The organism is Kineococcus siccus, from assembly GCF_009906795.1.
Classification (GTDB): domain Bacteria; phylum Actinomycetota; class Actinomycetes; order Actinomycetales; family Kineococcaceae; genus Kineococcus; species Kineococcus siccus.
In genome coordinates this window covers 1-5,880 of record NZ_JAAALN010000242.1, presented here as the reverse complement: position 1 = coordinate 5,880, position 5,880 = coordinate 1, and the positions used below count along the sequence as shown (strand labels likewise).

At 75.9% G+C, this 5,880-nt stretch carries 7 protein-coding genes and 1 pseudogene; 1 reads left to right on the top strand and 7 read right to left on the bottom strand.

What is annotated here, in order from left to right; all coding sequences use genetic code 11:
* From GTR02_RS19055 to ruvA, 4 genes and pseudogenes are all read right to left on the bottom strand, one after another.
* A pseudogene (locus tag GTR02_RS19055) lies at positions 1 to 404 on the bottom strand (protein translocase subunit SecD); the annotation flags it as partial.
* Between the two features lie 197 nt (positions 405 to 601).
* Positions 602 to 967 carry a preprotein translocase subunit YajC gene (gene yajC / locus GTR02_RS19050; protein ID WP_205709616.1) on the bottom strand — a complete coding sequence of 122 codons (366 nt, stop codon included), beginning with the start codon at positions 965 to 967 and terminating at the stop codon, positions 602 to 604.
* A 197-nt stretch (positions 968 to 1,164) separates the two neighbouring features.
* Positions 1,165 to 2,223, bottom strand: coding sequence for a Holliday junction branch migration DNA helicase RuvB (ruvB, locus tag GTR02_RS19045; protein WP_166609061.1), 1,059 nt, complete (start codon positions 2,221 to 2,223; stop codon positions 1,165 to 1,167).
* Positions 2,223 to 2,828 (bottom strand): Holliday junction branch migration protein RuvA, encoded by a 606-nt coding sequence (gene ruvA / locus GTR02_RS19040; RefSeq protein ID WP_166609060.1) that lies wholly within the window; start codon positions 2,826 to 2,828, stop codon positions 2,223 to 2,225. The genes ruvB and ruvA overlap by 1 nt, the downstream gene beginning before the upstream one ends.
* Before the next feature lie 134 nt (positions 2,829 to 2,962).
* On the opposite strand from ruvA, the gene GTR02_RS19035 reads away from it, so the two are divergent.
* Positions 2,963 to 3,676 carry a dienelactone hydrolase family protein gene (locus GTR02_RS19035; protein ID WP_338073928.1) on the top strand — a complete coding sequence of 238 codons (714 nt, stop codon included), beginning with the start codon at positions 2,963 to 2,965 and terminating at the stop codon, positions 3,674 to 3,676.
* Between the two features lie 21 nt (positions 3,677 to 3,697).
* On the opposite strand, the gene ruvC is transcribed toward GTR02_RS19035, so the two are convergent.
* The 3 genes from ruvC to pdxT are packed head-to-tail and all read right to left on the bottom strand — an operon-like array spanning position 3,698 to position 5,816.
* A complete protein-coding gene (gene ruvC / locus GTR02_RS19030; protein WP_166609058.1) occupies positions 3,698 to 4,288 on the bottom strand; it encodes a crossover junction endodeoxyribonuclease RuvC in 591 nt (196 codons plus the stop codon).
* Between the two features lie 59 nt (positions 4,289 to 4,347).
* Complete coding sequence (locus GTR02_RS19025; RefSeq protein ID WP_166609057.1) at positions 4,348 to 5,109, bottom strand: YebC/PmpR family DNA-binding transcriptional regulator; 762 nt, start codon at positions 5,107 to 5,109, stop codon at positions 4,348 to 4,350.
* Between the two features lie 47 nt (positions 5,110 to 5,156).
* A complete protein-coding gene (gene pdxT / locus GTR02_RS19020) occupies positions 5,157 to 5,816 on the bottom strand; it encodes a pyridoxal 5'-phosphate synthase glutaminase subunit PdxT (protein WP_166609056.1) in 660 nt (219 codons plus the stop codon).
* Positions 5,817 to 5,880 lie beyond the last annotated feature (64 nt).

The window sequence follows — 5,880 nt, the reverse complement described above, 5'->3', positions numbered from 1 at the left end:
GCACCGCAGCCCGCAGCCCCGCCCGCGGGCGGGGCTGCGGGCTGCGGTGCGCCGGGGGCCTCGACCAGCACGACGCGCATGCGCAGCAGCGCCGACTGCGCGATGAGGTCGAGCTGCGCGCGCGTGGCCTGGCCGGGGATGGAGACGGAGATGTTGCGCCCGCCCTGGACCTGCACCTCGGACTCGCTGAGCCCGGTCGCGTCCACGCGCTGGCGGATGATCTGCGCCGCCTGCTCCATCTGCGTCGCGTCGATCGGCGCGTCGCCTTCGGTGGCGCGCGCCTGCAGGACGACCTGCGTGCCGCCCTCGAGGTCGAGGGCGAGGCCGGGGGACCACCGGGCCGAGCCCCAGACGGACCCCGCACCCACCGCCCCGAAGAGGAGCACGATGATCACGGCCAGCACGGCGAGCGTGCGACCGGGGTGGGGTCGGCGGATCGGTGCACCGTGGCGCACTCGCTGGGGCCTGTCGTTGGACACTCGCTACCTCTTGACGGGGCTCGCCGGGGGACTGCTGTCCCCCGGCGGGCTCAAGCTTGTCACTGCACGTGGACGGGTGCTGTCTTATCAGTCACCGATCGTCCTCGGGTCAGTGCGGACCACTACGCGCGGGGCGTGTCGCTGTTCCCGTCGACGTCCTTGCGCAGGTCGAGCCCGGACGTCCCGGCCGGACCGACGCCGTCACCCTCCCCCGGCGCCACCGGCGAGGACGTCACGACGCGCGACACCGCGCGCCGCGTCCACCGGGTCTGCACACCGGGCGCGATCTCCAGGGTCACGACGTCGCCGTCGATGGCGACGACCCGCCCGAAGGTCCCGGACGTCGTCATCACCTCGGCCCCCGGCGCGACCCCGCTCTGCATCTGCTGCTGCGCCTTCTGCTGCTTGCGCGTGCGGCTGAACATGAAGACCAGCAGCGCGACCATCAGCAGCAGGAACACCAGCTGGCTGGATCCACCACCACCCACGACATCCCTCTCCGCACCGGTGCGTTCGACGGCTCACCGGTGCCGTGCCGGCCTCGTACCGGCACCGCGGGGCCAACGGCACGCGCCGACGGGAGGTTCCCCGCCGCGACGACCCGCCCGACCCGCGCCCGGGAGTCTAGACGGCTCACCCGGACGGCCCTGGCCTCCGCGGCGCGTGGTGGCGAGGGCGCAGCGCGTCACGAGTCCGCCGGGGACTCCCCGTCGCCGGCGTCGAGCGGCAGCTGCCACGCGGCCTCGCGCGGCGGGGTGAGCCCCAGGTGCGCCCACGTCTCGGGCAGCGCGACCCGGCCCCGCGGCGTCCGGCCCAGCAGCCCCTCGCGGACGAGGAACGGCTCCGCGACGGTCTCCACCGTCTCGGCCTCCTCCCCGACCACGACGGCCAGGGTGGACAGCCCGACGGGCCCCCCGCCGAAGCGCTTGCAGAGGGCCTCCAGCACGGCCCGGTCGAGGCGGTCCAGCCCGCGCTCGTCGACCTCGTAGACCAGCAGCGCCGCCCGGGCGGCACGGCGGTCGACGATCCCCGACCCGCGCACCTGCGCCCAGTCGCGGACCCGGCGCAGCAGGCGGTTCGCGATGCGCGGGGTGCCGCGCGAGCGGCGGCTGATCTCCTCGGCCCCCTCGGCCGTCAGCTGCACGTCCAGCAGGGCCGCCGAGCGGCGCAGGACCTGCACGAGCTCCTCGGGGGAGTAGAAGTCCAGGTACCCCGTGAAGCCGAACCGGTCGCGCAGCGGCGCGGGCAGCAGTCCCGCGCGCGTGGTGGCGCCCACGAGCGTGAAGCGCGGCAGCTCCAGCGGGATGGCGGTCGCCCCGGGCCCCTTGCCGACGACGACGTCGACCCGGTAGTCCTCCATCGCGATGTAGAGCATCTCCTCCGCCGGCCGCGCCATCCGGTGGATCTCGTCGACGAAGAGGACCTCGCCCTCGTCGAGGGAGCTCAGGACGGCGGCCAGGTCGCCCGCGTGCTGGATCGCCGGGCCGCTGGTCTGGCGCAGCGGCGCCCCCATCTCGGACGCGACGATCATCGCCAGCGTCGTCTTGCCCAGGCCGGGCGGACCCGAGAACAGCACGTGGTCGCTCGTGCCGCCGCGGGCGCGCGCGGCGTCCAGGACGAGGGACAGCTGCTCCCGCACGACCGTCTGCCCGACGAACTCCTCCAGCCCGTGCGGGCGCAGCGCCGACTCCGCGGCGCGCTCGTGCTCGTCCGCGCCGGTGGTCACGAGGCGCTCACCGGGCATCAGCGTCCGCTCAGCGCCCGCAGGGCGGCCCGCAGGGCCCCCGCGACGTCCGCGTCCGCGGCGCCGTCGGCGAGCACGGCGTCGACCGCGTCCCCGGCCTGCTTGACGGGGTAGCCGAGGCCGACGAGCGCGTCGACGACCTGCTGGCGACGGACGTCGGCGGGGTCCGGCGGCGGGGCGACCTCGGCCGCGAGGGGGCCGCTCGGGGCGCCGAGCCGGTCGCCCAGCTCGAGGATGAGGCGCTGCGCCCCCTTGCGGCCGATGCCCGGGACCCGCATGAGCGCGGTCTGGTCCTCGCCCGCCACGGCGGCCCGCAGGCCGTCGGGCCGGTGGACGGCGAGCATCGCCAGCGCCAGCCGCGGCCCGACGCCCGAGACCGTCTGGACGACCTCGAAGACCTCCCGCTCGTCGGCGTCCGCGAACCCGAAGAGGGTCAGGGAGTCCTCGCGCACGACGAGGCTCGTCGCGAGCGCGGCCTCCTCCCCCACCCGCAGCGACGCGAGCGTCGCGGGCGTGGCCTGGACGAGCATCCCCACCCCGCCGACCTCGACGACGGCGGAGTCCAGCCGCACCGACACGACCGTGCCGCGCACCGACGCGATCACCCGAGGACCCTCCCGACATGACGTGCGAACACCTGTACGAGGCTCACGCTAGCGAGCCGGGGCGAGCCCCGTCGCCCGGCGCGCCGGGCGACCCCGCCCGCGGGGCGCGGGCGGGGGCGGGGCACAGTGCCCCCGTGAGCCACGCAGAGCACGAGAACCCCCGCCAGAACGTCACCTTCCCCGCGACCGACGCGGCCGGCGCCGACCACGCGCACGGCTACCTCGCGGTGCCCGCCGCGGGCCGCGGCCCGGGCGTCGTCGTCGTCCAGGAGTGGTGGGGCCTGACCGACCACGTCGTCGCCATCGTCGACCGCCTCGCGGCCGAGGGCTTCGTCGCCCTGGCCCCGGACCTGTACGGCGGCCGGACCACGCACGACGCCGCCGAGGCCATGACGTTCCTCCGCGAGCTGCCGCCCGAGCGGGCCGCGCGCGACCTCGCGGGCGCCGTCAGCTACCTCGAGGGCCACGAGGCCGTCACGTCGGGCACCGTCGGCGCCGTCGGCTTCTGCATGGGCGGGGCGTTCGTGCTGTCGCTGGCCGCGCAGCAGGGCGGTCGGATCGGTGCGGCCGTGCCCTGGTACGGGCTGCCCGCCGACGAGACCGACTTCTCCCGCCTCACGGCTCCCGTCCTCGGCCACTACGGCGAGAGCGACGCCTCGATCCCCGTCGAGGCCGTGCACGCCACCGCCGAGCGGATCCGCGCGCAGTCCGGCGTCGAGCCCGAGCTGCACGTCTACCCCGCGGGGCACGCCTTCTACAACGACGAGCGGCCCGAGGCCTACGACCGCGCGAGCGCCGAGCTCGCGTGGGAGCGCACGACCGGCTTCCTGCGCCGCCACCTGAGCTGAGCCCGACCGGCCCCGCCCGCCTCAGCGGGCGCGGGCCGCCGGGGGCCGGGGACGGCGCGCGGCCGCCTCGGCCTCCGCGTAGCCGTTGCGGCGGCCCGTGACCAGGGCGCCGTGCGCCGCGGCCTCCAGGCGCGAGGAGGCGCCGCCGCGCCACAGGTGGCAGAGCGCCAGCGCGAGGGCGTCCGCGGCGTCGGCGGGCCGGGGGGCCTCGGTGAGCCCGAGGATGCGGGTGACCATGAGCGTCACCTGCTCCTTCTCGGCGCGCCCCGAGCCGGTGACCGCGGCCTTGACCTCGCTGGGAGTGTGCATGGCCACGGGCAGCCCCCGGCGCGCCGCCGCCACCAGGACGAGCCCCGCGGCCTGCGCGGTGCCCATCACCGACCGCACGTTGGCCTGCGCGAAGACGCGCTCGACGGCCACGACGTCGGGCGTGTGCTCGTCGAGCCACGCGTCGAGCCCCTCGCTGATGGCCAGCAGGCGCGTCGCGACGGGGTCGGCCGACGGGGTCCGCACGACGCCGACCGCGACCATGCTGGCGCGCCGCCCCCCGGTCGCGTCGACCACCCCGATCCCGCACCGGGTGAGGCCGGGGTCCACCGCCAGGACGCGCACGGCCCCCACCCTCGCACCAGGCCGGGGCAGGGGCCGGGAGGCCGGTCGGCGTGCGCGTGTCAGGCGTCCTCGAGGGCCGCCGCGACCTCGTCGGAGACGTCGTAGTTGGCGATGACGTTCTGAACGTCGTCGCAGTCGTCGAGCGCGTCGATCAGCTTGAACACCTTCGCCGCGCCGTCGGCGTCCAGCGGCACCTGCACGCTCGGGACGAAGGTCGCGTCGGCGGAGTCGTAGTCGATCCCCGCGCCCTGCAGCGCCTCGCGGACGGCGAGCAGGTCGGTCGGCTCGCACACGACCTCGAAGGTGTCGCCCTGGTCGGTGACCTCCTCGGCCCCGGCCTCGAGGACCGCGAGGAGCACGTCGTCCTCGGTGAGGTCGGTCCCCTCCTTGCCGACGACGACGACGCCCTTGCGCGTGAACATGTACGCGACGCTGCCCGGGTCGGCCATGGTGCCGCCGTTGCGGGTCATCGCCGTGCGCACCTCCATGGCCGCGCGGTTCTTGTTGTCGGTCAGGCACTCGACGAGCAGCGCGACGCCCTGGGGGCCGTAGGCCTCGTACATGATCGTCTGCCAGTCGGCGCCGCCGGCCTCGGCCCCCGAGCCGCGCTTGACGGCGCGCTCGATGTTGTCGGCCGGGACCGACGTCTTCTTGGCCTTCTGGATCGCGTCGAACAGCGTCGGGTTGCCGGCGACGTCGCCGCCACCCGTCCGCGCCGCGACCTCGATGTTCTTGATGAGGCGCGCGAAGCTCTTGGCGCGCCGTGAGTCGACGACAGCCTTCTTGTGCTTGGTCGTCGCCCACTTGGAGTGGCCGGACATCCTGTCCCCCTTCGCCTCGATCGCCGTCGTCGGTGCTGCTCGTGCTGCTAGCCGGTGCCCGTGGTGCCCTCGGGACGGTCCGCCGGCGGGCCGCCCTGCGAGCGCACCATCGCCACGAAGTAGCGGTGCACCCGGTCGTCCCCGGTGATCTCGGGGTGGAACGACGTGGCCAGCAGACCGCCGTGTCGCACGGCGACGATCCTACCCGCGGCCGGTCCCGCGCCCACCCGGGCGAGGACGCGCACGCCGGGGCCCGCGTCCTCGACCCACGGCGCCCGGATGAAGACCGCGCGCACGTCGTCCCCCCCGCCCGTGACCCCCTCGACGGGGAGGTCCTCCTCGAAGCTCTGCACCTGGCGGCCGAAGGCGTTGCGCCGCACGGTGACGTCGAGGCCGCCCAGCGTCTCCTGGCCGGCGCCGCCGTCGAGGAGGCGGTCGGCCAGCAGGATCATCCCCGCGCAGGAGCCGTAGACGGGCAGACCCTGCGCGATGCGCTCGCGCAGCGGCTCCCGGAGCTCGAAGACCCGCAGCAGCCGGTCGATCGTGGTGGACTCCCCGCCCGGCAGCACGAGGCCGTCCACGGCCGCGAGCTCCGAGCGCCGGCGCACCGCGACGGCGTCGGCCCCGCCCGCCGTGAGCGCCGCGAGGTGCTCGCGGACGTCGCCCTGCAGGGCCAGGACGCCGACGGTGGGGCGGTGCGCGCTCACCCGGGAACCCTAGGAGGGCACCGCGGGCCGGCCGGGCGCGGGTGGACGGCGACCGGTCAGCGCC

What these genes read in the sequence shown, in the direction of transcription:
- GTR02_RS19025 (WP_166609057.1), bottom strand. Translation starts at nt 5,109, where the DNA reads ATGTCCGGCCACTCCAAGTGGGCGACGACCAAGCACAAGAAGGCTGTC.
- ruvB (WP_166609061.1), bottom strand. Translation starts at nt 2,223, where the DNA reads ATGCCCGGTGAGCGCCTCGTGACCACCGGCGCGGACGAGCACGAGCGC.